Here is a 26,203-nt window from a genome sequence, read left to right as displayed (position 1 = left end):
AACCCGTCATTGCCGCCCCCGCGGCCCTGACGGGGAAACACAGGCATAAAAAAAGGCGCCGTAGCGCCTCTTGGAAAAGATCCTGTTCCGGCGTCAGCCTTCCAGCCGGGCCAGACGCTCGGCCAGCGCCTGCAGCTGCGCCTTGAGGCTCTCGACCTCCTCTTCCAGCGCGCTCAGCCTGTCCGCCGCCGGCGAGGCATAGTTGCCGGCGGGGGCCGCCTCGGCCAGCGCCTGCAGATCCACCTCGCCGCTGAACAGGTGGGCGTAACGGGACTCTCGCTTGCCCGGCTCGCGCGGCAGCTTGACCACATAGGGGCCACGCTCGATGAGGGTCGCCAGCACCGCATCCACCTCGGCCACGTCATCGAAGCTGCACAGCCGGTTGGTGCGTGAGCGCAGTTCACCCGGTGTCTGCGGGCCGCGCAGCAGCAGTTCGCAGATAATGCCGAGCTCCTGGGCGGTGAACTTCAGCTCGCCAAATTCGGTGTTGCAGAAGCGGTGTTGGTAACGGGGCACCCGGGCGTTGAAACCGGCGGTATTGACCACCAGCCGCTTGCGGATCAGCTCATCCACCACGGCCCGGATGTCGAGCTCGGACAGCTCGAGCACCGGCTCGCGGTTGCTCTTCTGGTTGCAGGCATTGACCAGCGCATTGAGAGAGAGGGGGTATTGATCCGGGGTGCAGATCTCTTTTTCGATCAGACAGCCGATCACGCGGGCCTCCAACGGGCCAAGCACTAACTCCATTTCATACTCCCTACTAAGCAAGACGTTGAGGCCACTATCTTAGCCATGGCGCCTCTGCCGTCCAGCAGTGGCCGCCATTTTTGCGAGGCGATGGGGCTGTTGATGAAACATCGCGCAACCGCCCCGCCATCGTCAGGAGGAGGGTTTGCGCTCCAGCGTCGTGGCCACGGATTTGGCGGCCGTGCCGGTCAGCAAGGGATCTGCCGGGTAGAGTGCCAGCGCTTCGCTGCGCAGGGCCCGCGCCTCCTCTTTGCGTCCCAGCGCATCCAGCGCGATCACCATGTTGGCGTAGATATTGGCCCTCGGCGTATGCTGCACGAAGGCTTGTCCCCAATCGAGATAGGCCTCCAGCTCCGCCTTGTTGCTGCTCTGCAGGCCTACCGCCAGCCGCACCGAGTTGACGTCAAACTCCACCCGGGTCAACCAGGCCATGGGATTGATGACATCGAGCAGCAGGGTCGGCTCCTTGTAGCCGCCGCGCTCGTACTTGGTCACCACCCAGGCGGTGTGCAGCGCCGTCAACATAAAGGGCACCACCAACAGGGGGATGGCGATGGCCGCGAAACGTAATAATAGCCAGGGGCGGTAGACATGCTCGCGCCAGCTGGCTCGTCCCGCCTCCAGTAGCCCCTCCTCCACTTCCGCGTCCAACACATACACCAACGTCAGCAAGGCCCACCAGAGCGCGATGGCGTGGTAGAGCGGGTATTCGGTCTGGGTGTGCAGCAGGATCGGAGTCACCAGCGCCAGCAGGGCTGCGCCCTTGCGCCAGCCGGCCCGGCTCGCCCGCCACAGCAGGGCAGCGCCCATCAGCACCATGCCCAGCATGGGGGCTATCCCCCCCTCTACCGCCCAGTAGAGGAACTCGTTGTGGGGGTGATCGAGGTTGTATTCAATCTGCACCATGGCCGGGTTCAACGCCTTGTCGGCCATGTAGTGATGAAGGAAGGTGGTTTCAAAGCTGCCATAGCCCCAGCCCACCCAGGGAGACTGGGCAATCAGCTTGGCGGCATAGGGCCAGTAGATGGAACGCATACCGCCGGATTGATAGGCCTCCAGCCCACGCCTGAGGCCGTCAATCCAGTATTGGGAGGCAACCCCCAGCAAGATGCCGAGCGCGGCCAGCACCAGTACCCTGGCCAGCAGACGATGACGACGCAGCTCGGGCACCAGCAGGAGCAGCGCCAGCAAGCCCCCCAACTGCCCCACCCGGGATTGCAGCACCACCAACAGCAGGCTGGCCACCAGGATCACCCCGTGGCGCAACCCACGCAGCCAGACATGGGGATTGCCACGCAGCTCCAGCCAGCTGGCCAGCGCAAGCCCGGTCGCCATGAAACTGGCCATCACATTGGGTTGTTGAAAGATACCGTAGGGGCGGTTGACGTGGGTGTCATAGCCGATCCAGTTGCCCGGCACCAGCAGGTAGTACTGCACCAAGCCCAGCAGCGCCTCGATGGCCACCGCCCCCAGCAGCAGATAGAGCAGCCGGTCACGGGATGCCCGCGCCAGTTGCCACTGATAGAGACAGAACAGAAACAGCAGACCGGCGAACAACCCCAGCAAACGGGGAATGGCGTAGTCTTTCAGTTCAAAGCCGGGATAGGCCATCGGCAGCAGCAGCAACAATCCCCCGAGCCAGAGCCAGCCCTGCAACAAGGAGAACACCAGCCACTGCTGCAAGGTCACCCGCCACAGCCCCAACCCGATGACCAGACTGGCGAAGATCCAGCCCCAGGCGTTGAACGGCAGATAGAGCCCGGCCCCACCGGGGTTGTGCATGAAAAAATGCATGCCCAGCAACCAGTACAGAGCGCTGACGGCAGCAAAGAGACCTGTATTGGTCATCTTCCTTGATCCCCTTTATGTTGTTGAGCAATGTTCATACGTCAGTGGCGCTGATGCAAACATCAAAAAAAGGGGGCCATAGCCCCCCGTTTCTTATTTCATTTTGTCATCATACCTGTTCTGGCCGGCGAAAAGCATGCCGAGCCAGTACGATGCCGATCCCCAGCATACCGCCAAGCAAGGTTGCCAGCACGACAACCAGAGGACGCTTGGGTTTGTCACGGCTCAGTGGTTCATCTGGTGCATCCAGATAGGAGAACGGACGAAATGCAATTCCTTCCATAGAGATGCTTTTTAAACGAGCCATCTTTACCTGCAGAGATTGCAACTTGGGTTGATAGACCTCAAGGTCGATGGACTTCAGTAATGACAGCTTCTCTTCCAACCCTTTAGAGCCCAAAGAAATGGGGAAACGCTCTTGAGTGTCATAATTTGCCAACGGAGAAGTGACGCCAGCCGCCTTGGCTACTTTGTTAGCCATCGCCAATTCTAGAATTTCTTGTTGCAGGGCTCGTTTTGTATTCTCCTGCATGATCAAGTATTCAGTTTGCATACCATCCAACTGCAGATCACGTTTTTCAGCAAGTCGGAGTGTCAACTGCTTTTGTTGCAACTTGACAATATAGTCGACATAACCCTCCAACATTACTAGTGACATCTCGGAGGTGGAGGCTGCAAACTTGAGTTCAACCCCCGGGACCTCCCCTTTTTTGTCCACAGGCTGAGCCGTCACAAATTTACTCCAGTTGCGTAACCAACGAACCTGTGCCTTGCCATCTAGCCCATGCATTTTTACCACCTCGGCGAATAACGGGCTGGTTTTGAGATAATCACGGCGATTCTCGTAACTGTTGAACTCCAGAATAAATTCCTGATAAAGATCTTTCGCGCTGGGAAAACCGCTGAGGCCCAATGAAGTTGCCTGCTTTGACACTTTCAGCATCGGTGTCATGTCTTCCGGCTTCGGCTCTATCACCACAGCCGAAGCGGACCACTGCTGTGGTGCAAGCAGTGCATAAGAGATACCGCTCACAGCAAACACAACCGTGACAAGCACAATAAGCAACTTCTGGTGCCACAACACCAACATCAATTCACGTAGATCAATCTCATCATTGGAGGATTGTTGCCATCCTTGGGGTAATTGGGTGTTTGAAGTATTTTTATTCATGTTGGGCCCTAAAGGTGAAGTCATAGCCAGAAAGGTGCGTTACGATCTTTTTCAGAAAGAAATAATGGTACGTGCTCCAAAATGGGCCATTTAATTGCCAAGGTAGGATCGGCCCAATTGAGGGTAGCCTCAAACTCGGGCACATAGTAATCAGTGCACTTGTAGAGCACATGGGCCTCCTCGCTCATGACATAGAAACCATGAGCAAAACCGGGAGGGACCCACAATGATGAGTCCTCTGTAGCCGAAAGCTTAGTCCCCACCCATTGCCCATAAGTTGTGCTAGTCTCTCGCAGATCTACTGCAACATCAAAGATGGTCCCTGTGACCACCTGCACCAACTTACCTTGTGACTTTCGTCGCTGATAATGCAATCCCCTCAGCGTTCCTTGTCGAGAGCGACTCAAATTGTCCTGAACGAAGCAAAAATCGCCACAACGCTGGGTAAAAGTCTCATGACGAAAGAGCTCCATGAAATCACCTCGTTCGTCATAATGACGCTTGTGGCGGATTAATATAACATCCTGAATGTTCAATGAAATAAAGTGCATAGACGCTGTCTTGAGAAGAATGGGTAAGGATATATCACCCGATGGTGTAAAACATCAATCTCAATTGGAATGTATTTTGCCAAACGGTTCTTGAAGCAGAAGCAATACAGCTCTTTGCTAGGGGTTGTGCCAATGCCACCAGCTCCTGGTCGGGTCCCCAGCCATGGTGCCAAGTATCCCCCCCTCAGGAGCCACCACCTTGAGGCCCTGACGTTTTCCAAGGGGCTGAATGAAACTGCTTGCTTCCTGCTGGCTATCGTGGGTACAGGTGCCAAGCCATGCAGAACCACGCCCCATAAAACAGACATCCAGAGTGTCTTTCGCCAAATAATGCTGGTTGACATCGGTGATTTCGAGTTCTCCCCGCGCCGAAGGGCATAGGATTCGTCCAATCGCACTCGCCGTGGCATCGTAAAAATAGATGCCTGTCACCGCATACTGACTCGCCGGAGAGATCAGTTTCTCGACAATCGTCTCTATCCGTCCCTGCTCGTCAAACCCCAGCACGCCATAGCGCTCTGGATCCAGTACATGATAGGCAAACAAGGTAGCTCCTTGTTCCTTGGCACAAGCACGTTGCAACTGGTGAGGTAACTCTACACCATAAAAAATGTTATCCCCCAAGATGAGGCAGCAGGGACCGCCTGCCAAAAAAGGCTCAGCGATGAGCAACGCCTGTGCCAGTCCGGCGGGCTTCTCCTGCACTGCATAGCTGAAGCGCATCCCCCACTGGCTGCCATTACCCAACAACAGTTCGAAACGAGGCAGATCCAGCGGCGTACTGATGATCAGGATGTCACGGATACCTGCCTGCATCAGGGTCGATAGGGGGTAATAGATCATGGGTTTATCGTATACCGGCAGCAGTTGCTTACTGATGGCAAGTGTTGCCGGATAGAGGCGGGTGGCTGATCCACCGGCCAGAATGACGCCTTTACGTTGATGCATAGCACGCCAAGGGCGGAGGGAGTGATTATTGCTCGGTTCACGTCTGCTTCCCTTCGCATTGACTGACAAGCCAGCGGGTCATCAGCACCTGCCAGGTCGGGATGTGAATCCCAAAGGCGGCGGAAAACCGCCGACAGTCAAGCCTTGAGTTGAGCGGACGACGGGCCTCCTGGGGCCAAATTGTCGAAGAAATGGGATTCACCGGGACGGGTTTTGCCAGCAAGCCGAGTCGACAGCCCTCCTGCACCAGCGCCGATGCAAAGCCATACCAACTCGTCTCTCCTGCTGGGCTGAGATGATAGAGACCACACTTTTCCGGCCTATTTACTGCCTGCTCCAAGACAGACAACACGGTCGCAGCCAACCAGTCCACTTGTGTAGGTGCACCCCATTGATCAGCCACGACTTCAAGGGGTTGTCCCACATCGGCGCGGTGCAAAATGGTGCGAGCAAAGTGTCGCCCCTCACCACCATAAAGCCAGCTTATACGTACAATCAGATGACGAGAACCAAAGGCCTGAATGGCCTGCTCACCGGCCAGCTTGCTGGCACCATAGACATTGAGCGGAAATGGCACATCAGCTTCGCACCAGGGATCACAGCCTGAACCATCGAACACATAATCAGTGGAGAAGTGCACCAGCAAGGCCCCCCTAGTATTGGCCTCGCGGGCAAGCAGTGCTACCGCCTGATGATTGATGCGATAAGCACGCTCAGACTGGCTCTCTGCAAGATCGACGGCAGTGAACGCTGCTCCATTGAGGATCACATCAGGCTGATGGCGATCCAGGGCGCCGCTCAGTGTATCGGGATCGGTGATGTCGCACTCCACCTTGCCAAGTGCGACTACCTGCCAATCTGGATAATCCCGGCACAGGGCAGAAAAAAGCGCTCGTCCTAGTTGACCACGAGCGCCTAGCAACAAAATACGCATCTGGGATTACCGAGCACCAAAACCGGTCAGTATGGTTCGGATGGTCTTGAACACGATAAGCACATCCAGCCAGAGGGAGAAGTGCTTGATGTAATAGAAATCGTGCTCAATCTTGATCCGAGTGTCATCGGCATCGGCCGCATAACCGTGCACCACCTGGGCCCAGCCACTGATCCCGGGCCGCACGATATGACGATACATATAGAACGGGATCTCCCGCTCAAACTGATCGACAAAGGTGCGCTGCTCCGGTCTCGGCCCGATCAGGCTCATGTCCCCTTTAAGGACGTTGAAAAACTGCGGCAACTCGTCGATACGCAGCTTGCGGATCACCTTACCCACCCGAGTGACGCGCATATCGCCATCCTGAGCAAACTGTGCACCGTGTTGTTCAGAGTTTTGACACATACTGCGGAACTTGTAGATACGAAAATCCTTGTTGCCCTTCCCTACCCGATTTTGCAGAAACATCACGGGGCCCGGGCTCTCCAGCTTGATAAGAATGGCCGTCACCAACATCAAGGGGGAGAAGAGCGGGATTGCGATCAACGCGGCCAGGATGTCCATTCCCCGCTTGATGAAGGCATAGACGGGGGACGGCAAGAGGGAGCCTAGCTGGTTCTCATGGAGATGATCGATCTTCACACGTCCTGTCAGGGCCTCACTAATCTGCTTGATGTGATAGACGGGGATATGAGCCAGGGCACAGCGCGCCAGGAAACGCTCCCACTCCCCCGCCAGTTTCTCATCCCGCAGATCGGCTACCACGGCATCATATCGCACGGCACCTAAATCAGGCCGAGCCAGCAAACGCCACTCTACACAAGCATGTTGGGTCAGAGCTTGATAATCACCAAAAGGCAGCAAGGCATACTTGGGTGTCCGGTAGCGGCGACCAATGAAGTAGGCTAGCCAGCAGCAGAGCAGCGCCACCAGATATGACTCGAACAAGACCTGACGGCTGTAAGGGAGGCGCAGGAAGAAAAGTACTCCAACTAATACGCCATAAAGGGTGGTCACAGTGGGAATCATATAGGCCACGGGACTCGCACCCGGGTAGCGCAAGAAACGATGCAGCACGATACCGGTCAACAGAAACGCCACGAAGGCACCACTCAGGGTGTTGACTCTGACGGCATTAAAGCCCTCCCAAAACTCCCAGCCCCAGCGCTCGATGGCTGGTAAACAAACCGTAAGCAGGGCCCCGAGGATAAACAGTGCAGGAGGAGTAAATATGATGCGCTCATACCAGCGTGAGTGGCGACGTTGATAACTCACTTGATTCCTCAATATGATTTTTATAAGGGGAAAATAATGTCAATCTGAACCGAAAAGATCACGAGTGTAGAGTTTGTCGATAACATCATCAAGCTCAGCCACGCGTCGATTGGCCAGTATCACATCGCAACTGGCTTTAAACTCTGCCAGATCTGTGATGACCTTAGAATGAAAAAACTCCACTTCCGTCAAGGCTGGTTCGTAGATAACCACTTCAATGCCTTTCGCCTTGATGCGTTTCATGACCCCCTGTATGGCTGAAGCTCGAAAATTATCAGACCCCGACTTCATGACTAATCGATATACCCCGACTCTTTTCGGCTTTTGTCGGATAACAGAATCCGCAATAAAATCTTTGCGGGTTGTATTGGAATCGACTATCGCCCGAATCAAGTTATTTGGAACCTGATTGTAATTAGCCAGCAACTGCTTGGTATCTTTTGGCAGACAATAACCACCATACCCGAACGAGGGATTGTTATAGTGGCTGCCAATGCGCGGATCCAATCCAATACCTTCAATCACCTGCCGGCTATCGAGGCCATGCAACTGAGCGTAGGTGTCAAGTTCATTGAAAAACGCAACGCGCATCGCAAGGTAGGTATTGGCAAACAGCTTGATCGCCTCTGCTTCTGTGCTGTCCGTAAAGAGCACAGGTACATCCTTCTTGATCGCGCCCTCCAACAGCAGGTTGGCAAACACCTGAGCTCGCTCTGAACGCTCACCGACCACGATACGAGAAGGATGCAGATTGTCATAGAGAGCTCGCCCTTCACGCAAAAATTCGGGGGAAAAAATCACATTCTCACAACCGAGATCCTTGCGCAACCTAGCGGTATACCCAACTGGAATGGTCGATTTTATCACCATGACAGCATCAGGATTGATTGCCATCACATCCTTGACTACTGACTCCACCGTACTGGTATTGAAATAGTTAGTGTCGGGATCATAGTCTGTTGGCGTCGCAATGATGACGAAATCGGCTTTTTGATATGCTTCTGCTTTATCTAAAGTCGCCCTCAGATTAAGCTTTCCGCCAGCCAGATACTCTTCGATCTCTTTATCTACGATGGGAGAGAGCCCTTGATTGATCAGCTCGACCTTGCTGGCAATCAGATCAACGGCAACCACCTCATGGTGTCGTGCCAGCAATACGGCATTAGACAGGCCAACATATCCCGTACCCGCAATAGCAATTTTCATGTTTTATTTCCGATGTTTCAAAAAACCATTTAGTGTATACCAGAAGAAGTACCATGAAGACTTCAACAGGTTCAGCTGTACTACAGTCCTGTAAAATTCCCACTGATATCTCGCTACATGCAATTTATTTTGCGTCATACCAGAGTCTGTTCTGTATCTTGCTAACACGTCAGGTAAACCATAAGCTTTCTCACACTTTGTTAGCAACACCAACCATAGCCCCATGTCCTGCCTCTTTCTTATAAGTGGCATTTCCTGACGGCCTAAGATCTCAGCATTATATACTGCAGTTAAGCATCCGATAACATTACCATACAACAATTCATTATAAGTCACGGATACAGGAGCATTGACAACCTTGCCCTCGCCCTCGTTGGAAAACATTTGATATGAAGAAAAAGTAAATGAATAATTCTTTTCCTCCATAAAAGAAATCTGAACTTTCAGTTTATCCGGATTCCAAAGGTCATCAGAATCAAGGAATGCTATATATTTACCCTTCGACCTTCTGATTGAATGATTTCTTGAGAATCCTGCACCCGAATTGGTGTCATTGCATACAACATTAATCCTTGGGTCTTGCGCTTCAAAAGCTTTTAATATAGCGACGGTATCATCAGATGAGTTGTCATCTGTAACCAACAATTCCCAGTTATCATACTCTTGCAGAAGAATACTCTGTATTGCTGCAGATATCGTTTTGCCCGAATTATAGCTCGGCATCACGATTGAAACGAGGGGGGATGCGTCCATAATAATATTACCACACGGATGTGAGTTTACTTAAAAAGCGAGTGTTTTAAGAAAAACATACCATAGCCAGCCTTGTATGCTGCAGGATATTTTTTCAAAATAAAAAGTATAAACATAATCCCACCTAACTGGCCATACACTCTTTTAAACATAGCCTTTTTAGCTAAGATCTTTTCTTTGGTAGAATAGAAGTCGCTACCTGATGTGACAGGAGGATGAATACATACCTCAATAGGATATCTTTTCAACTTTAAACCTGACTTTATACAATCAGATAAAAATATCATTTCTTCGCCTGAAGGATAACTGGTCCCTAAACCAAAGTCCTCATCAAATAGCACCCCACTTGCCGCTATCGACTCCCGCTTTAAACAAATATCAATTGATGAAGGGTTGGCGATATTCAACATATTGTGAGAAAAAGAGTACTCCTTATTTTTTGTAGTCTTTCCGTTGGTGTATTTATGATAATATGTACCAATATCTACATCCTCCTTTCTCATTAGATCAATTACCATGAACATACAGTCAAAAGAAAAGAAGACATCATCATCTAAAATAAAAATGTAATCTCCACCACATTTATTAATTGCTGTATTTCTGCTGATAGAAAGACCCGACTTATCTAATGGGACATATATTATGTCATGTCGTTCCTTCAAGCTTGATATTACTTTTGGATCACCTTCATTTGGTCGCTGATGTACAATCACATACTCAACATTTGAATACTCTTGTAGTTTGAGAAAATCTATTCTATTTGATATGGTAGATATAGCAAGTGAAATCAGAGCCATTATTTATCCTTGTACAGACATTTAAAGCATAGATACTAATCCTTGCCAATTTTCTTATTGGAATACGTTAGATGAAAGGAAACCAAGGGGAATAATAGCAACATTGATATCATTCTATGCCGAACAGCTCCGCCAATATAAGCCTCCCAAAGAGATGAAAGTAATATTGTTACCAATGATATAATCATAAAGGGAGAGCTAACTAAAATCCTGTTTCTCATAATCAACAACAATATTACACAATAATAAACCGGCACTAAAAATATAACATCTAATGATGCTGCGATCATATTAAAAACTTCTTTTTGATGTAAAATAGGAATTGGTGATAGCAAATATTGTAGTAATAATAAGGGGTAATCCATCACTACATCAAGCCAACTTTTCCAATTAAAGACACCATATACTTCTATCGCGTGCATCTCTGACCATGATGCTCTAATGGCCGACAATTTTTCTGGTGAGATATCAAAGAAAACGACTGAAAATATATATATGAGGAGTATCGGCATAATGGCTATTATCAGGACATTATAAAAATTTAATTTAAATCTAATTAAAAACAATGATAATAGCAATGCAGGAAGAAGCTGTGGCCTAACAGCAAGTACGATAATAGCCCCCAATAAAAGAACGCCAACATCCTTCTTATGAATCAACCATTTTACTGAACCTAATGTAAAAATAGAAATGGCAAAAATTATCAAAAACTCACGCAAAGGAACAGAAATATACATTATTGATGCAGGATATATAGTTGATATGAATATATAGAGAATTTTAGTTTTATTATTTACTGACTCACCCTTGTTATTTACCCATAATTCAAAAGAATAAAATATAATCAGGAATGACAATGCATAGAAGAACACCTGATATAAAACAAAAATTTGTATATCCCACAATGATAAAATCCTAATTATATAGGTTATATAAAAAAATATTTTTACTCCTGTAGATTGATAATCAGGATAAAAGTTCTCTGATATGATTTTAGAAAATAAATCTGCATCCGTTACACTAGGAAAAAAACTCAATAGTGGCGCCAAAAATCCAAGCAAAATCCTAAAAAACCAACTTAATAATGCCGCATATACCACACTTTTGTTACTTCCCAATATATTATATGCTAATAGTATATAAACGACTGTCAATATAATTAATGTTGGTATATATCCCCAAATAGTAACTCCATTATAGTACTCATTGAAATATTCTTTCAAAACACCACCTGCACACAATGTAGGTTATTGGCATGCCACAGTATGATATAGTTCTAAACTCATATCTATCGCATATAAAATAAAACGATATAATAAAAGATTACTTATATTAGACTATATAGATTGAGATGACCTTACCTTATCCCATCCAGACATCTATATATTTATTTACAACGACATTTGGTGAGTGATTGTCTAGAATATAGGAAATAGAATTTTTAACTATCTGATATCTAATATCTTGGTTGTTAATAATAAATTCAAGAGCCTCAAATAGCGTCTTTTGATCTGGAGTTCCATTAATTCCTAGTTGAGTTACAAGCCCTTGTATGGATGGCGAATCTTCGAAACCAGACACAACCAACTTTCCATTAGCCATACCGAGTATGCCATTTACCCCCCGGTCATAGCTATACAATTGATCTAGGAATATATCGGCAGAATCAAATCTTTTTATATACTCATCATAAGTCAAACCAGAAACAACTTCATAATTAATTTTATCCGGGTATCTTTCTTTTAAAGACATCATGGTAGCATCAAGTATATCGTTACCTTTACGCAGATCTTTACCCTTTTGCCATCCATGAAATACATTTACGACGTTTCTGTTACGTATAAAAGATTGAGTCTCATATATGTCCTTTGTTCGTAAGAACTGCTCTTGATCTATTGAAATAGCTATTATCTCGGTAACTTTATCAGACCAAGCATACGCATTTTTATAATCTGTCAAACCAGGTATTATTTTTTCTGATATATTAACAGCATAGTCATTTAGCTGTTTATACCCAATCCCATATATATACTTTAAAGAAAAAAGATAATTCTTAAATGTTGATAGAGTGAACTTATCTAATGGACTATATTTCAGCTTTTTACTTAAACATAGTTTGACCCAGTAATAGTCATCGCCTAAAGCACATAAAAAAAACTTTCCGTTATTTTTCTTGAGCTTTCTTAACAACATATAATTGGCAATTGAAGAGTATGCTGTTATCGGGGCTGGATTAATCAGCTGGACAATATCATATCCTTTGAGTTCATCAAGCTGATTTCGCTTCTTAAAGTATGATATAACACCTTTAATGCCGAGATAATATAGAATGTTTTTTACTATGGAGTTTTTAAAAAGCCTATTCTCAGAGGTCGCAAGATCGATGTCTCGAGGAAAACTTTTATATCCGTCACCATCAGATACTGTTGTAACGGTATGTCCTTTAGCAATAAGATTTTTTGCTAGATTGGTATGTACACCGGAGTATTCTCCGACTAATAGAACTTTCATATAAACAAGCTCTCGAGGAAGTTAAATTTTAACGAGAAATTATTTTAAGATTTGAATACATAAATATGAAGTAGAAAATATACGTTGCTAGATAAGCTATAGTAGCCCCTTTAATTCCAACATAGTATATCAACGGGTAAGAGAGCATGACAAAAAGGAGTGAGAACAAAATTTCAGTTGCTACAAATATCTTGGTTTTACCTCGGGATAACATAGGATATGCATAGAGCCAACTTGTAATTTTTATTACATCACCACACAACTGAATAGCAAAAAGATCTCGTGCCGATTTGAACTCCTCAGTAAAAAGCAACCAAATAGCCACATCACGTAATAGATATACAACCAAAGCCATGATTGCAACGATCGGTAAAATTACCAATGCCGTTTTATGGATCTCACTGACAATAGCATCCACACCGACAAGAGAGGAAAGACGAGGAAGGTAATAAGTCCCTAGCGCCATGGTAATAACCCCAAGGTAGACCTCTGATATTTTCCATACCGCCTGCCAATGGCCTGCTGCTTCCCATCCTACTTGCTGGATCAAAATTGTACGAACTAGAATAAGTGATATAGGGACGGTCAAGGCACTGGTGATTGCCATCAGCATGTAGCCACCAATAGATCTTCTCGCATCCGGGTCAGTTGTGCCCCACCAATACTTCAATCTAAACCAGGGTTGGCGCAAATTAGCAATCAGCATCACCAGTCCGATCAAGGCAGCCTGCACTGCAGCAGCCAACAAGGCTCCCTGGATATTGGCCATCACTATCATGGTCAACATTACACAACCGGATATAACGGCAGAGAACATACCCAAGCCAACATAGCGGCGATAAAGTTGCTGACCATTGATGATGGAATTACACAGTGTCCCTATGGCTGACAACGGCAAAACACAGACGGTTGCCATTACCACCCAGGCAAGGGCTGTATCTTGAAAAAGCCAATTTGAAATGTGTTCGGCCAGAAGCAATCCGCTTGGAATCGTGATGGCAGAAATAATCACTACCCACTGTACTGCTGCTCGCCACCAGGGAGCACATGCCTCAAATCCCTGATCTTTCTTCTCAGCGGTATAACGTACAACCCCGCTTCCCACTGGGGCATTAATCACCCCATTGAGCGCACCGACCATGCTTTGAACCTGGCCTAACATGGCCATCCCGGTGGGGCCTGTATAAATGGCCACCACCTTGGCAATTACAAACCCCATCGCCATTTTAAGGAGCGTCAATAGCCCCGTCATGGCAGTCACTTTAAGCAAGCGTCTCATACGGTAAAGCCGTTCACCGCATCGATCACCCTTGTCACAGCTTCATCGCTCATGGTCGGACCCATGGGGAGAGAAAGAACTTGCTGATGGATCTGCTCTGTCAACGGCAGCCGGTAATCCTGGAATTCAGGATACGCTTTTTGTTTATGGGGAGGTATGGGGTAGTGGATCAGCGTCTGGATACCTTGCTCAGACAACCATTGCTGTAACTGCTCACGTACGTCACTGCGTACCACAAATAAATGCCATACATGGGCCCCCTCGTTTTCCACACAGGGTAGTGTTACGAAAGGATTGTTAATTCGTGTGCGATAGGATTGAGCAATACTTTGACGACGGGCCGTCTCCCCTTCCAGATAAGGAAGCTTGACCCGCATCATTGCCGCCTGAATTTCGTCCAAGCGGCTGTTGACCCCTTGATACAGGTTTTCATATTTCTTGTGCGAACCATAGTTGCGTAGGGCCCTGATTGTCTGAGCCAACTCATCATTATTCGTGGTGACTGCCCCTGCATCCCCCAGCGCCCCCAGGTTTTTACCTGGATAGAAGCTGAAACCAGCTGCATCACCCCAGTTACCAGCTCGTTTTCCCTCGATTTCTGCACCATGCGCCTGGGCACAGTCTTCCAGCACAAGTAGACCGGATTCAGCGGCAATTGCCATCAACTCTGGCATGGGGGAAAGCTGACCATAGAGATGGACTGGCAATATTGCTTTGGTCTTGGCCGTTATCGCTGCACGAACAACGCCGGGATCGAGGTTATAAGTATCCGGGTTGGGCTCCACCAAGACAGGTACCAAATCGTTTTCGGTAATCGCCAATATGGACGCAATATACGTATTGGCCTGCACGATCACTTCATCACCTACTTGCAATTTGCCAAGCGCTTTCCAGGCACGCAGCACCAGATTGAGGGCATCAAGGCCATTAGCAACACCGATGGCATGTTTGGCACCACAATAGTTGGCGAACTCCACTTCAAATTGGGCCAGCTCGCTCCCCATGATATACCAACCAGAATCTATCACTCTTGCACAAGCATCTTTTAATTCTTTTTGGTATTGGCTATTAATAGTTTTCAAGTCAAGGAAGTTAATCATTGTTTACATCTCAGCATAACGGATTATTTTAGCCGGATTACCCACTACAACAGCATAATCGGGTACATCTTTTGTGACAACGGCTCCAGCACCAACCATGGCATGTCTTCCTATGGTGATACCTGGTAAGAGTGTTGCATTGGCTCCGATAGATGCCCCATTTTTTATGATCATTTTAGAGAATTCATCTGGATAAATCTTGGAGCGAGGATGCCTGTCATTCGTGAATGCAACACAAGGCCCGATAAAAACATCATCCTCGATTGTTACTCCATCCCAGATATATACACCAGATTTGATCGTGACGCGATCACCTATGACAACATCACTTTCGACTAGAGTGTGTGCACATATATTGCAATTTTTTCCTATTCTTGCACCACGTAATACAACTGAGAATTGCCATATTCGAGTACCATTACCGATATCGCTTGACTGCACATCACTCAGGGGATGAATGAACATCAATTATGCCTCTTAGATAACTGCATAAAACTGTTATAATTTCTTATATAATCAGCTTCATCATAAATATCGCTAGCTAATACCAGCAATATACAATCTTCACTAAAATCATACATCTCATGCCACTGCATGACATCAATCAACAGGCCCTGTGATGGCGAGTTTAATATAACTTCATTTTTCTTAACGCCATCATCCATGACAAAACGGCAACTGCCATTCAAGCAAATGGCAACTTGTTTTAACTCTTTATGGGCATGGAAACCACGAGCAACACCTTTTTGAGTACCGTAAATATAGTAAACACGTTTTATTTCAAATGGAATATTTCTATTCCCTTCAAGAGCTACCAACGAACCACGCTCATCCCCTAACACAGGCAGGTCAATCAACGTTATCAAACTCATTATTAATCCTTTATCAGATCCAGTAGATATTGCCCGTAGCTATTCTTGGCCATCCTCTGTGCAACAATGGCGACGTCAGCGCGACTCAACCAGCCATTACGTAATGCAATTTCTTCGAGACACGCTATTTTAAAGCCTTGCCGAGCCTCTATTGTTGCTACAAAATTAGACGCCTCAAGCAAGCTCTCATGAGTACCGCTGTCAAGCCAGGCAAAACCGCGCCCCAGCAGTTCAACATTAAGAAGCCCTTGCTCCAAATATGCTTGATTGATACTGGTTATCTCAAGCTCCCCTCGTTTAGAGGGTTTGACTTGTTTGGCAATATTGACTACTTGATTGTCGTAAAAATAGAGCCCAGTTACGGCAAAATGTGACTTGGGTTGTGCAGGCTTCTCTTCGATAGAAATGACACTCTGCTTATCATCAAATTCCACAATTCCAAATCGTTCTGGATCTTGAACTTTATAGCCAAATACTGTTGCGCCTTCTTTCCTGCTGGCGGCGTCTCGCAACATGGGTGAAAAACCCTGCCCCCAAAACATGTTGTCGCCAAGGATCAAGCATACTGATTCATGCCCGATGAATTCCTCACCAATAATAAATGCTTGAGCAAGCCCATCCGGGCTTGGCTGAACTGCGTATACCAGCGTGATGCCAAACTGGCTCCCATCGCCTAGCAGACGCTGAAAACTTGTTTGATCTTCTGGGGTGGTAATAATCAAAATTTCCCTGATACCGGCAAGCATCAAGACCGACAGTGGATAATAGATCATGGGTTTGTCGTAAACAGGAAGCAACTGCTTGGAAACCCCCATGGTAATGGGATAGAGACGGGTACCAGAACCACCAGCCAGAATAATGCCTTTCATTGATTTTTCTCCCCATACTGCTGGGTGATCCAGGATTGGTAGGCACCGCTCTTGACGTTGCTGACCCACAGCTGATTATCCAGATACCACTGTACGGTTTTGCGAATACCCGACTCGAACGTTTCTTGCGGTTGCCAAGCAAGCTCACTGCTCATCTTGCTGGCATCGATGGCATAACGGCGATCGTGACCGGGGCGGTCGGCGACGTAGGTGATCTGATCGCGATAAGAGCCAGCCTTGGGCACCATCTCGTCAAGCAGATCACACACTGTATGCACCACCTCCAGATTCTGTTTCTCGTTATGACCGCCAATGTTGTAGGTCTCCCCGATCAAGCCCGTGGTCACCACCTTGTAGAGCGCGCGGGCATGATCTTCCACATAGAGCCAGTCACGGATCTGGTCGCCCTTGCCATAGACAGGCAGCGGTTTGCCATCCAGCGCATTGAGGATCACCAGCGGGATCAGCTTCTCGGGGAAGTGATAAGGACCGTAGTTGTTGGAACAGTTGGTGACGATGGTCGGTAGGCCGTAAGTACGGCGCCAGGCGCGCACCAGATGGTCACTGGAGGCCTTGGAGGCAGAATAGGGGCTGCTGGGGGCATAGGGGGTTGTTTCGGTAAAGAGCGGCAGCGCTACACCAGGGGCGACTTCATCCGGATGGGGCAGGTCGCCATATACCTCGTCGGTGGAGATGTGGTGGAACCGGAAGGCTGCCTTGCGTACCTCGTCCAGACCGTTCCAGTAGGCGCGAGCCGCTTCCAGCAGCATGTAGGTGCCGACAATATTGGTTTCGATGAAGTCGGCGGGGCCTGTGATGGAACGATCGACGTGGCTCTCGGCGGCCAAGTGCATCACGGCGTCCGGTTGATGCTGGGCAAACACCCGATCCAGTTCGGCGCGGTTGCAGATATCCACCTGCTCAAAGGCATAACGTTCACTGTTTGCGACACTGGCCAAGGATTCCAGGTTGCCCGCATAGGTGAGTTTATCGAGGTTGATAACTGAATCGTTGGTATCCCGAATGATATGACGAACAACCGCCGAGCCGATAAAGCCTGCGCCACCAGTGACAAGAATCTTCATAGTTATGCTCTTGAAAAGTAATAGAAATTCGGTTCTTTTTGAACCAGTTACCATTGTTCATGGTGGTGAAAATGCTCGCTCAAATGGCGGATTTCTGACACTAGCCACGAAAAAGACAATGGCTACCGCCCCTGGGTTACAGCCCCCAGATTGCTGCTTTTGACCGGATTGTGTGTGCTGTTGGCCATAGCGCCCTCCAGCTTGGGAAAATTCTGTCACCACTCCCTGATGACAAAAGTGCGATTTCTCTTGCAGATTCAACGTGCCAGGTTACGAAAAACCGCCGTCAATCGCTGCCATGCCCCAAGGGCAAAGTCCGGATTTTAGCGCCTTTCCTGGCCGCTTGAACAGCCATAACAACCCTTCATGCAGTAAGCGATTTACGCCCTCTCCCGTAGCGGTTCTCTACTCTTCCAGCAGCAGAAGATGATCTGCCAACCGCCAACAAGGACCCCTTTAAGTCCAAAAAGGTCGTTGCCAGCCGGATTCAAAAGTAAAAATAGTGACAAGCGACGCATTAGTACGGAGCGCACTCACAAGACCGCCACTTTTTGCCAATCCAGATGGAGGCACGTAACACTTTCTTACAATTGCCCCCCGCCGCACACGTAAAAATTCAGCTCTTCCACCAGAGTCTGATACCGATCACAACTCTGTCTGCACGACGTATTATGTCACTTGAGCTTCATATGTATATGTTTTTGCAGCAAACAAACAGGGCGAACCTGATGGTTCGCCCTGTGACGGTAAGATAACGCAAGGAGGAAAGTGTGGCTACTGTCAGCTTTTTCCTTTACTTCCCTCGCTATCGGCAGCTTGCCAGCCGCCGCCGACAGCCTTGTAGAGCGCGATCTGGTTGCTGAGCTGCGCAAGACGGGTACTGATCAGCCCCTGCTTGGCACTGAACAGCGAGCGTTGGGCATCGAGTCGGGTGAGATAGCTGTCCACCCCTTTCTCGTAGCGCACCTCCGCCAGCTTGAAGTAGGTCTGGTTTGCCTCCACCAGTGCCTGTTGCGCCTGCAGTTGCTGCTGATAGTCAGCCTGGGCACCCAGCGTATCTGCCACTTCCTTGAAGGCGGTCTGAATGCTCTTCTCGTAGCTCGCCACCGCCTGTTTGGTGCTCACCTCGGCCACATCCAGATCCGCAATGCGCTTGCCGCCGTCAAAGATCGGCAGATTGATCTGCGGCATAAAGGTCCAGGTACCGGTGCCGCCGTCAAACAGCCCGCTCAACTGGTTGCTGGCGGTGCCCGCCGTCGCAGTCAGCGAGATGGTCGGGAAGAAGGCCGCACGGGCGGCGCCGATATTGGCATTGGCCGCTTTCAGGCTGTGCTCGGCCGCCAGGATGTCCGGGCGCTGTTGCAGCAGGCTGGATGGGGCTCCCACCGGGATGGCCGCCAGCTGCACCTCGGCCAGGGTCGCCGGCTGGGTCATCAGCGCGGGGACACCAGTCCCGAGCAGCAGCGCCAGGCCGTTGCGATCCTGCTTAACCTGTCGTTGGTACTGGGCCAGGCTCACCTTGGCGCTCTCCAGCGCGGTACGGCCCTGGGCCAGCTCCATCTCGGAGGCGGCCCCCAGCCGGTACTTGTGCTCGGTCAGACCATAGCTCTCCTGCTCGGTGGCCAGGGTCGCCTCGCTCAGCGCGAGCAACTCCTGATCCGCCAGCAGGGTGAGATAGGCGTTGGCCACCGAGGCCACCAGGGCGATCTGGGTGCTGCGCTGGGTCTCCACCTGCGCCAGATAGGTCTCCAGCGCCTGATCTTTCAGACTCTGGATCCGGCCGAACAGGTCCAGCTCGTAGGCGGTGATGCCGATGTTGGCGCCGTACTGGCTGCTGATGGTGCCCTGCCCCGTGCTGCTGAGATCGTCCGATCCCTGCTGGCGAGAGCCCGAGCCATTGGCCGCCAGGGTCGGCAGTTGGGCCGCCCGCTGGATCCGGTATCTGGCCTCGTAGGCCTCCACGTTGAGGGCCGCGATACGCAGATCCCGGTTGTTCTCGAGGGCCGTGGCGATCAACTGCTGCAGGGCGGGATCGAGGAACTGCTGGCGCCAGGAGGAGACGGCCGCCTCCCCCGTCTGGTTGCTCTGCCAGGTGGCGCCTTGTGGCAGCTCGGGGCGCTGGTAATCGGGGGCCATGGAACAGCCCCCCAACAGCAGAGTCACGCTCAAGGCGATCAGGGTCTTAGTCATGTTTGATCTCCTCGGCATGGGCCAGACGCGCTTGCTTGGTGCTGTGTTTGGTGAAATAGCGCATCACCAGCACGAAGAACAGCGGCACAAAGAAGATGGCCAGCACGGTGGCACTGATCATCCCCCCCATCACGCCGGTACCGATGGCGTTGCGGCTGCTGGCGCCGGCGCCGGTACTGATCACCAGCGGCAATACGCCGAGGATGAAGGCGAGCGAAGTCATCAGGATCGGACGCAGACGCAGGCGCGCCGCCTCCACCACGGCTTCACTCAGCCCCATACCCCTGTCATAGAGCTCCTTGGCGAACTCGACGATGAGGATCGCGTTCTTGGCCGACAGCCCTATGGTGGTGAGCAGGCCCACCTGGAAGTAGACGTCGTTCTCCAGCCCCCGCAGGGTAGCAGCCACAATGGCCCCCAACACCCCGAGCGGCACCACCAACATCACCGAGAACGGAATGCTCCAGCTCTCGTAGAGGGCGGCCAGACAGAGGAACACCACCAGCAGGGAGATGGCGTAGAGGGCCGGCGCCTGGGAGCCCGCCTGCCGCTCCTGATAGGAGAGACCGGTCCACTCGATGCCGATGCCTTCCGGCAGCTGCTTCACCATCTGCTCGATGGCGGCCATGGCGTCACCGGTACTCTTGCCCGGTGCCGCTTCCCCGACGATCTCCATCGCCGGCACGCCGTTGTAACGCTCCAGTCGTGGCGAGCCGAAGCTCCAGTCGGTGCTGGCAAAGGCGGAGAAAGGCACCATCTGACCGGCGCTGTTGCGCACGTACCAGAGCTTGAGATCTTCCGGGTTCATCCGGAAGGGGGCATCCGCCTGCAGATAAACCTTCTTGACCCGACCTCTGTCGACGAAGTCGTTCACATAGGCAGAGCCCCAGGCACTGGAGAGCGTGCTGTTGATGTCGCTGATGGAGAGCCCCTGCGCCAGCGCCTTCTCGTAGTCGATCTTGATGTCGAGCTGGGGGGTATCTTCCATCCCGTTCGGGCGCACCCGCACCAGGTTGGGATCCTGCGCCGCCATGCCGAGCAGCTGGTTGCGTGCCGCCATCAGCTTGTCGTGGCCCACGCCGGCCCGATCCTGCAGATAGAAGTCAAAGCCGGTGGCCGTCCCGAGCTCCGGGATCGGAGGCAGGTTGAAGGCGAACACCTGGGCTTCCTTGATGCTGAACAGGTAGCCCATGGCGCGGCCGATGATGGCATTGGCGCTACGATCCGGCGTGTTGCGCTCCTTCCAGTCTTTCAGCTTGATGAAGGCCATGCCGCTGTTCTGACCGCTACCGGCGAAACTGAAGCCCGCCACCGTCAGCACGGAGTCGACGTTCTCCTTCTCGTTCTTCATGAAGTAATCGCGCATGTCCGCCAGCACCACCTCGGTGCGCTGCTTGGTGGCACCGACCGGCAGCTGCACCATGGACATGATGACCCCCTGATCCTCTTCCGGCAGGAAGGAGGTGGGCATGCGCATGAACAGGATGGCCAGTACCGCCAGCATGGCCGCATAGATGATGCCGTAGCGCACCCCTTGCTTGACCACCTTGCGCACGCCGCTCTGGTAGCGGTTGGCGCTGGCGTCGAAGGCCCGGTTGAACCAGCCGAAGAAACCGCGCTTGGCACCGAACTCGCCATGCTTGATGGGCTTGAGCAGGGTGGCGCACAGGGCCGGGGTCAGGATCAGCGCCACCAGCACCGACAGCACCATGGCCGAGACGATGGTGAGGGAGAACTGGCGATAGATAGCACCGGTGGAGCCACCGAAGAAGGCCATCGGCACGAACACCGCCGAGAGCACCAGGGCGATCCCCACCAGGGCGCCGGTGATCTGGGTCATCGACTTGCGGGTCGCTTCGAGCGGAGAGAGATCCTCCTCGCTCATCAGGCGCTCCACGTTCTCCACCACCACGATGGCGTCATCCACCAGGAGGCCGATGGCCAGCACCAGACCGAACATGGTCAGGGTGTTGATGGAGAAGCCGAACGCCGCCATGACGCCGAAGGTCCCCAGCAGCACCACGGGCACCGCGATGGTCGGGATCAAGGTGGCGCGGAAGTTCTGCAGGAACAGATACATCACGCAGAACACCAGGAAGATCGCCTCCACCAGGGTCTGCACCACCTCCTCGATGGAGATCTTCACGAACGGCGTGGTGTCGTAGGGGTAAACGATCTCCATGTTGGCCGGGAAGTAGGCGGAGAGCTCGCCCAGCTTGCTGCGCACCTTCTCGGCGGTATCCAGCGCGTTGGCACCGGTCGCCAGCTTGATGGCCACCGCCGCGGTGGGTTGCCCGTTGTAGAGCGCCTCGGCATCGTAGCTTTCACCGGCCAGCTCAACCCGGGCCACGTCTTTGAGCCGCACCTTGGAGCCGTCCTGGTTCACCCGCAGCAGGATGTCGTTGAACTGCGCCACGGTGGAGAGCCGGGTCTGCCCCATGATGGTGGCGGTGAACTGCTGATCGGTCACCGCCGGGGTGCCCCCCAGCTTGCCAAAGGCCACCTGGGTGTTTTGCGCCTTGATGGCGGCCTGTACGTCACCCGGGGTCATCTGCACCCGGTTGAGCTTGTTGGGGTCGAGCCAGACCCGCATGGAATACTGGCTGCCGAACAAGGTGATGTCCCCTACCCCGTCCAGACGACTGAGCGGCTCCTTGATGTTGGCCACCACATAGTCGGCCAGGTCATCGTTGGTCATGGCGCCATCTTTGGAGATGAAGGCCGCCACCATCAGGAAGCTGCTGGAGGTCTTCTGGACCCGGATCCCCTGCTGCTGCACTTCTTGCGGCAACAGCGACATGGCTTGCTGCAGCTTGTTCTGCACCTGTACCTGGGCGATGTCAGGGTCGGTCCCCGGCTGGAAGGTGAGGGTGACCGATACCCGGCCGGAGGAGTCCGACTGGGAGGACATGTAGAGCAGGTGATCCAGCCCGGTCATGTTCTGCTCGATGATCTGGGTCACCGAGTCTTCCACCGTCTTGGCGGAGGCGCCCGGGTAGCTGGCAGAGATGCCCACCGCCGGCGGCGCAATGCTCGGATACTGGGCAACCGGCAGGCCTATGATCGCCAGGCTGCCCGCCAGCATGATCACCAGGGCGATCACCCAGGCGAAAATGGGTCTGTCTATGAAAAATCGTGCCATGAGGCGACTACTCCATCCTACTTGTTGGCCGAGGCATTGGCCGGCGCCTGGGCAGACGGCGCAGCGGCGCCCTGTTCAGCCGGCGCCACGACAACCCCGGGTTTTACCTTTTGCAGGCCGGCGACGATAACCCGCTCACCCGCCTTGAGACCGGATTCCACCACCCAGTCACTGCCGACGATGCGGCCCAGCTGCACTTCACGCAGCTCCACCTTGTTGTCCGCCGTCACCACCATCACGGTGGCACCGCCTTTCGGGGTACGGGTCACCGCGGTCTGCGGCACCAACAGCCCTTCGGCGCGCTCGCCCTCCTGCAGGGTGGCACGCATGAACATACCCGGCAGCAGCAGCTGATGAGGGTTGGGGACGATCACCCGCAGGGTCACCATGCCGGTGGTCTCATCCACGGTCACATCGGAGAACTGCAGCGAGCCCTCTTCACCGTAGGTGGAGCCATCTTCCAGCTGGAAGCTCACCCGGGCGCCTTTCTGCTCGTCCTGGGTCAGCTTGCCGGCCGCCACCTGGCGCTTGAGGCGCAGCAGATCGGCGGTGGACTGGCGCACGTCCACATACATGGGATCGAGCTGCTGGATGGAGGTGAGGCTGTCAGCCTGCTGGGCCGTCACCAGCGCCCCCTCGGTCACCGCAGACTTGCCGATGCGACCGCTGATGGGGGCCGTGATGCGGGTGTAGGCCAGGTTGATGTTGGCGCTCTGCAGCGCCGCCTTGGCGGCACCGATTTCGGCCAGCTGCTGCTTCCAGGCCGCGTCGGCGTCGTCATACTCCTGGCTGCTGATGGCCTTCACCTTCACCAGCTCGGCATAGCGCTTGGCCTTGAGGCGGGCGCTCTGCTCGTTGGCCTGCGCCTTGGCCAGGTTGGCCTTGGCACTGGCCACCGCAGCCTGATAGACGGCGGGGTCGATCTGGTACAGCAGCTGACCGGTCTTGACGTCGCTGCCCTCGGTAAAGAGGCGCTTGAGAATGATGCCGCTCACCTGGGGGCGCACCTCGGCGACCCGCAGCGGGGCGCTGCGGCCGGTCAGCTCGGTGGTGAGCTGCAACGGCGCCGTGTGCAGGGTGACGACATCCACCGCAGCCGGCGGCATCGCACCGGGTCCTTGCTGGGCGGGGCCCTGTTCGCCGCAAGCGGTCAGCAGACCGCTCGCCAGCAGCGCAAGGCCGACTGAACGTGCGAGAATATGTTTATGCATGAAAAACCTGAGCCTCTGTCTATCAATGAAAAACCACAGGGTTTATAGGACCCGGTTGGTAAAATTGGAAAGATGAGGCAATATACATACATTCATAAATGTATGTAAGTGACTTTTTTTACTTTTACAAGGTGCGCAGAGAGATGGCCAGAAGAACCAAAGAAGAGGCGCAGCAGACCCGCTGCCACATCATGAGTACGGCCCTGGATCTGTTCTGCTCACAAGGCCTGGCCAAGACCAGCCTGACCGACATCGCCAGGGCCGCCGAGCTGACCCGGGGCGCCATTTACTGGCATTTCAAGAACAAGGAAGAGCTGTTCGTCTCCCTCTGGGAGGAGCTCTGCCAGCCCCTCTCCCACCAGCTCGATGCCTGCGTCTCCGAACAGGAGCCTGACCCCCTCGGCAAGCTACGCAGCTTCCTCAAGGGGGTGATCATCAAGATAAGCACCGAGCCCGCCCATCAGCAGATGTTCACCATACTGTTCAACCTGGAGTCGCTGGAGGGAGAAGCCATCTCACTGCGCGAGCACATGCGCAGCCAGTCCAACAACTTCTTCCGGGATCTGGAGATTACCCTGGGCAATGCGGTGCGCCTCGGCCAGCTGCCGCAGGAGCTGGATCTGCAGCGGGCCGCCACCCTGCTGCACTGCACCCTGGATGGCTACATCATCAACTGGCTGCACTTCCCGGATCGCATCGACTTGCGCCAGGAGGCCGACTTTGTGCTGGACAACCTGTTCGCCCTGATCGCCCAGTCCGGCGGCCCGGCCACCCGCCGCACCTGACTCACAGCCGCTCAACACAGGTCCATTGGCCGGCGCAGACACTCCCCAGTTCCCTCCCCTTCCTTTGGCGCCCCGGCGCCAAATTCGCTCAAATTTGCTATAGTCACGCCCCCGAAACAGAGTAGCGTCCCCGAAAAAGTGCCCGCCATGTCCCGTTCGTCTCCCCATTGCCCGCCGATGTCCCTTGCCACCCCCTCAGCCGACCCACAGTCAGTCGCGCGTCAGCAGTTTCTGGCCTTGCTCCATTGTGGAGCCCACCTGCTGGAGGCGGGCTGCGGCGAAGGTGACGATCTCTGCTTCTTTCGCCAGCAGGGGCTGGTGGTGACGGCCTTCGATGCCCGCCTGGCGCAGGCCAGGGTAGCCTCGCGGCGCAGCGGCCAGCCGGTGCGGGTCTGCTGCATCAGTCAGCTGCACAGCGTGGTGCCCTATGACGGCATCTGGGCGCGCGGGGCATTGCCGCTGCTCGCGGCCAGCGAGCTCAGCGACGCGCTGGCGCACTTGGCCGGCCTGCTCAAGCCAGCTGGGCCGCTCTACTGCGCCTTTCCCCACCCCAGTGGCCAGCCGGCCTTCAGCGACGGCACGCCTGAGGCCGCACCTCCCTTAGCCGAAGATCGCCTCTCCCGACTCGATGAGGAGGGGCTGCGCCGGCTCATCGCCCCGCTGCCGCTGCAACTGCAGCAGTGCTGGGAGAGCGAGCAGACGGATGGCCGCTGGCTGCACGCCCTGCTGCTTCGCAGCTGAAGGGCCGCACCAAATTAATCACCCGCTACACTCCGCGATAACCTGGCCAGTGGCTATCACCACCATGATCACATTTAACAATATTTAACTCGACATTAACGCACCTACGACAGACATGATGCGGATTTTGTGTTAAAAAGCGGCATTAAAATCAAAATTAAATAACAAATCAGACACTAACACCT

The 26,203-nt window shown here is 52.5% G+C and carries 22 protein-coding genes and 1 pseudogene; 2 read left to right on the top strand and 21 right to left on the bottom strand.

From position 1 onward, the window contains the following. Window positions 1–93 precede the first annotated feature (93 nt). The 21 genes and pseudogenes from AB5Y94_RS14805 to AB5Y94_RS14705 form a co-directional block, all read right to left on the bottom strand. Window positions 94–747 (bottom strand): YceH family protein, encoded by a 654-nt coding sequence (locus AB5Y94_RS14805; protein WP_368206012.1) that lies wholly within the window; start codon window positions 745–747, stop codon window positions 94–96. A 132-nt stretch (window positions 748–879) separates the two neighbouring features. After that, on the bottom strand, window positions 880–2,595 hold the full coding sequence (locus tag AB5Y94_RS14800; RefSeq protein WP_368206011.1) for a Wzy polymerase domain-containing protein: 1,716 nt from the start codon (window positions 2,593–2,595) through the stop codon (window positions 880–882). 109 nt (window positions 2,596–2,704) lie between these two features. Further along, window positions 2,705–3,766 (bottom strand): LPS O-antigen chain length determinant protein WzzB, encoded by a 1,062-nt coding sequence (locus AB5Y94_RS14795; RefSeq protein ID WP_368206009.1) that lies wholly within the window; start codon window positions 3,764–3,766, stop codon window positions 2,705–2,707. Between the two features lie 20 nt (window positions 3,767–3,786). Further along, the gene (rfbC, locus tag AB5Y94_RS14790) at window positions 3,787–4,317 is read right to left on the bottom strand and encodes a dTDP-4-dehydrorhamnose 3,5-epimerase (RefSeq protein WP_368206007.1); all 531 of its coding nucleotides are present in this window, start codon (window positions 4,315–4,317) and stop codon (window positions 3,787–3,789) included. A 34-nt stretch (window positions 4,318–4,351) separates the two neighbouring features. After that, a pseudogene (gene rfbA / locus AB5Y94_RS14785) lies at window positions 4,352–5,265 on the bottom strand (glucose-1-phosphate thymidylyltransferase RfbA). A 37-nt stretch (window positions 5,266–5,302) separates the two neighbouring features. Continuing rightward, entirely contained in the window at window positions 5,303–6,199 is an 897-nt protein-coding gene (gene rfbD / locus AB5Y94_RS14780; protein WP_368206006.1) for a dTDP-4-dehydrorhamnose reductase, read from the bottom strand. Window positions 6,200–6,205: 6 nt separating this feature from the next. Further along, window positions 6,206–7,477 (bottom strand): sugar transferase, encoded by a 1,272-nt coding sequence (locus tag AB5Y94_RS14775; RefSeq protein ID WP_368206004.1) that lies wholly within the window; start codon window positions 7,475–7,477, stop codon window positions 6,206–6,208. Window positions 7,478–7,516: 39 nt separating this feature from the next. Beyond that, window positions 7,517–8,683: a nucleotide sugar dehydrogenase gene (locus tag AB5Y94_RS14770; RefSeq protein WP_368206002.1), complete on the bottom strand. Its 1,167-nt coding sequence runs from the start codon at window positions 8,681–8,683 to the stop codon at window positions 7,517–7,519. Window positions 8,684–8,686: 3 nt separating this feature from the next. Beyond that, a complete protein-coding gene (locus AB5Y94_RS14765; protein WP_368206000.1) occupies window positions 8,687–9,436 on the bottom strand; it encodes a glycosyltransferase family 2 protein in 750 nt (249 codons plus the stop codon). A gap of 26 nt (window positions 9,437–9,462) precedes the next feature. Further along, window positions 9,463–10,233 (bottom strand): glycosyltransferase family 2 protein, encoded by a 771-nt coding sequence (locus AB5Y94_RS14760; protein WP_368205998.1) that lies wholly within the window; start codon window positions 10,231–10,233, stop codon window positions 9,463–9,465. Window positions 10,234–10,268: 35 nt separating this feature from the next. Then, entirely contained in the window at window positions 10,269–11,456 is a 1,188-nt protein-coding gene (locus AB5Y94_RS14755) for a hypothetical protein (protein WP_368205996.1), read from the bottom strand. Between the two features lie 139 nt (window positions 11,457–11,595). After that, a complete protein-coding gene (locus tag AB5Y94_RS14750; protein ID WP_368205994.1) occupies window positions 11,596–12,744 on the bottom strand; it encodes a glycosyltransferase in 1,149 nt (382 codons plus the stop codon). 28 nt (window positions 12,745–12,772) lie between these two features. Continuing rightward, window positions 12,773–14,023: an O-antigen translocase gene (locus AB5Y94_RS14745; RefSeq protein WP_368205992.1), complete on the bottom strand. Its 1,251-nt coding sequence runs from the start codon at window positions 14,021–14,023 to the stop codon at window positions 12,773–12,775. Beyond that, the gene (locus tag AB5Y94_RS14740) at window positions 14,020–15,123 is read right to left on the bottom strand and encodes a DegT/DnrJ/EryC1/StrS family aminotransferase (RefSeq protein ID WP_368205991.1); all 1,104 of its coding nucleotides are present in this window, start codon (window positions 15,121–15,123) and stop codon (window positions 14,020–14,022) included. The genes AB5Y94_RS14745 and AB5Y94_RS14740 overlap by 4 nt, the downstream gene beginning before the upstream one ends. 3 nt (window positions 15,124–15,126) lie before the next feature. Further along, the gene (locus tag AB5Y94_RS14735) at window positions 15,127–15,588 is read right to left on the bottom strand and encodes an acyltransferase (protein WP_368205990.1); all 462 of its coding nucleotides are present in this window, start codon (window positions 15,586–15,588) and stop codon (window positions 15,127–15,129) included. After that, a complete protein-coding gene (locus AB5Y94_RS14730) occupies window positions 15,588–15,995 on the bottom strand; it encodes an FdtA/QdtA family cupin domain-containing protein (protein ID WP_368205988.1) in 408 nt (135 codons plus the stop codon). Before AB5Y94_RS14730 ends, AB5Y94_RS14735 begins: the two co-directional genes overlap by 1 nt. Before the next feature lie 2 nt (window positions 15,996–15,997). Next, the gene (gene rfbA, locus AB5Y94_RS14725; RefSeq protein WP_368205986.1) at window positions 15,998–16,864 is read right to left on the bottom strand and encodes a glucose-1-phosphate thymidylyltransferase RfbA; all 867 of its coding nucleotides are present in this window, start codon (window positions 16,862–16,864) and stop codon (window positions 15,998–16,000) included. Then, a complete protein-coding gene (rfbB, locus tag AB5Y94_RS14720; RefSeq protein WP_368205984.1) occupies window positions 16,861–17,949 on the bottom strand; it encodes a dTDP-glucose 4,6-dehydratase in 1,089 nt (362 codons plus the stop codon). Before rfbB ends, rfbA (AB5Y94_RS14725) begins: the two co-directional genes overlap by 4 nt. Window positions 17,950–18,729: 780 nt before the next feature. Further along, a complete protein-coding gene (locus AB5Y94_RS14715) occupies window positions 18,730–20,139 on the bottom strand; it encodes an efflux transporter outer membrane subunit (RefSeq protein WP_368205982.1) in 1,410 nt (469 codons plus the stop codon). Beyond that, a complete protein-coding gene (locus tag AB5Y94_RS14710) occupies window positions 20,132–23,281 on the bottom strand; it encodes an efflux RND transporter permease subunit (RefSeq protein WP_329270715.1) in 3,150 nt (1,049 codons plus the stop codon). Before AB5Y94_RS14710 ends, AB5Y94_RS14715 begins: the two co-directional genes overlap by 8 nt. A 17-nt stretch (window positions 23,282–23,298) precedes the next feature. Further along, complete coding sequence (locus AB5Y94_RS14705) at window positions 23,299–24,492, bottom strand: efflux RND transporter periplasmic adaptor subunit (protein WP_368205980.1); 1,194 nt, start codon at window positions 24,490–24,492, stop codon at window positions 23,299–23,301. 143 nt (window positions 24,493–24,635) lie between these two features. Between AB5Y94_RS14705 and AB5Y94_RS14700 the strand changes: the two genes are divergently transcribed. Together AB5Y94_RS14700 and AB5Y94_RS14695 are read left to right on the top strand one after the other, a co-directional pair. Next, window positions 24,636–25,277 carry a TetR family transcriptional regulator gene (locus tag AB5Y94_RS14700; protein ID WP_029305789.1) on the top strand — a complete coding sequence of 214 codons (642 nt, stop codon included), beginning with the start codon at window positions 24,636–24,638 and terminating at the stop codon, window positions 25,275–25,277. 237 nt (window positions 25,278–25,514) lie between these two features. Beyond that, the gene (locus AB5Y94_RS14695; RefSeq protein ID WP_368205978.1) at window positions 25,515–26,018 is read left to right on the top strand and encodes a class I SAM-dependent methyltransferase; all 504 of its coding nucleotides are present in this window, start codon (window positions 25,515–25,517) and stop codon (window positions 26,016–26,018) included. Window positions 26,019–26,203: the final 185 nt, after the last annotated feature.

This window comes from Aeromonas sp. s5 (assembly GCF_040907865.1).
In the GTDB taxonomy this organism is placed as follows: domain Bacteria; phylum Pseudomonadota; class Gammaproteobacteria; order Enterobacterales; family Aeromonadaceae; genus Aeromonas; species Aeromonas dhakensis.
This window is presented reverse-complemented; position numbering and strand designations above follow the sequence as displayed.

Coding starts and splice junctions, on each gene's coding strand:
- AB5Y94_RS14740 (WP_368205991.1), bottom strand. CDS start 15,123: ATGATTAACTTCCTTGACTTGAAAACTATTAATAGCCAATACCAAAAA.
- AB5Y94_RS14700 (WP_029305789.1), top strand. CDS start 24,636: ATGGCCAGAAGAACCAAAGAAGAGGCGCAGCAGACCCGCTGCCACATC.
- rfbC (WP_368206007.1), bottom strand. CDS start 4,317: ATGCACTTTATTTCATTGAACATTCAGGATGTTATATTAATCCGCCAC.
- AB5Y94_RS14730 (WP_368205988.1), bottom strand. CDS start 15,995: ATGAGTTTGATAACGTTGATTGACCTGCCTGTGTTAGGGGATGAGCGT.
- rfbA (WP_368205986.1), bottom strand. CDS start 16,864: ATGAAAGGCATTATTCTGGCTGGTGGTTCTGGTACCCGTCTCTATCCC.
- AB5Y94_RS14750 (WP_368205994.1), bottom strand. CDS start 12,744: ATGAAAGTTCTATTAGTCGGAGAATACTCCGGTGTACATACCAATCTA.
- AB5Y94_RS14735 (WP_368205990.1), bottom strand. CDS start 15,588: ATGTTCATTCATCCCCTGAGTGATGTGCAGTCAAGCGATATCGGTAAT.
- rfbD (WP_368206006.1), bottom strand. CDS start 6,199: ATGCGTATTTTGTTGCTAGGCGCTCGTGGTCAACTAGGACGAGCGCTT.
- AB5Y94_RS14800 (WP_368206011.1), bottom strand. CDS start 2,595: ATGACCAATACAGGTCTCTTTGCTGCCGTCAGCGCTCTGTACTGGTTG.
- AB5Y94_RS14795 (WP_368206009.1), bottom strand. CDS start 3,766: ATGAATAAAAATACTTCAAACACCCAATTACCCCAAGGATGGCAACAA.
- AB5Y94_RS14715 (WP_368205982.1), bottom strand. CDS start 20,139: ATGACTAAGACCCTGATCGCCTTGAGCGTGACTCTGCTGTTGGGGGGC.
- AB5Y94_RS14770 (WP_368206002.1), bottom strand. CDS start 8,683: ATGAAAATTGCTATTGCGGGTACGGGATATGTTGGCCTGTCTAATGCC.
- AB5Y94_RS14745 (WP_368205992.1), bottom strand. CDS start 14,023: ATGAGACGCTTGCTTAAAGTGACTGCCATGACGGGGCTATTGACGCTC.
- AB5Y94_RS14710 (WP_329270715.1), bottom strand. CDS start 23,281: ATGGCACGATTTTTCATAGACAGACCCATTTTCGCCTGGGTGATCGCC.
- AB5Y94_RS14760 (WP_368205998.1), bottom strand. CDS start 10,233: ATGGCTCTGATTTCACTTGCTATATCTACCATATCAAATAGAATAGAT.
- AB5Y94_RS14805 (WP_368206012.1), bottom strand. CDS start 747: ATGGAGTTAGTGCTTGGCCCGTTGGAGGCCCGCGTGATCGGCTGTCTG.
- rfbB (WP_368205984.1), bottom strand. CDS start 17,949: ATGAAGATTCTTGTCACTGGTGGCGCAGGCTTTATCGGCTCGGCGGTT.
- AB5Y94_RS14765 (WP_368206000.1), bottom strand. CDS start 9,436: ATGGACGCATCCCCCCTCGTTTCAATCGTGATGCCGAGCTATAATTCG.
- AB5Y94_RS14705 (WP_368205980.1), bottom strand. CDS start 24,492: ATGCATAAACATATTCTCGCACGTTCAGTCGGCCTTGCGCTGCTGGCG.